This window comes from Sphingomonas sp. CFBP 13733, from assembly GCF_014841795.1.
Lineage (GTDB): Bacteria > Pseudomonadota > Alphaproteobacteria > Sphingomonadales > Sphingomonadaceae > Sphingomonas > Sphingomonas aerolata.
Window position 1 is genome coordinate 1 of record NZ_JACYUP010000043.1, and the last position, 293, is coordinate 293.

The 293-nt window shown below is 58.4% G+C and carries 1 protein-coding gene; it reads left to right on the forward strand.

The annotated features are described in order from the left end of the window. Nucleotides 1–45 precede the first annotated feature (45 nt). Nucleotides 46–293, forward strand: a 248-nt coding sequence (locus IFT71_RS21130) for an EAL domain-containing protein (RefSeq protein ID WP_244655103.1), incomplete at its 3' end; no start/stop codon positions are given.

Below are 293 nucleotides of genomic sequence, written 5' to 3' on the forward strand. Positions count from 1 at the left end.
CTTAGCGCCGTGCAGCTCTGCCAGCCGAGTACGCCGCTCGCGATTATGTCTCTCTGCCTTCGTCACAGGTTCGATCCCCGCCGGTTGGAAGTAGAGGTGACAGAAACGTCAGTGCTTGCTGATTTCGGCGTCGCCCGACAACACCTGGCCTCGCTAAGGGCTGCAGGGGTCCGCATAGCACTGGACGATTTTGGGGCCGGCTTCGCTTCAGTCTCATACCTGAAAGAGATAACTTTCGATCGGATCAAGATCGATGGCGAACTCGTCGACAACATTGCTCACTCGGCGGGGGC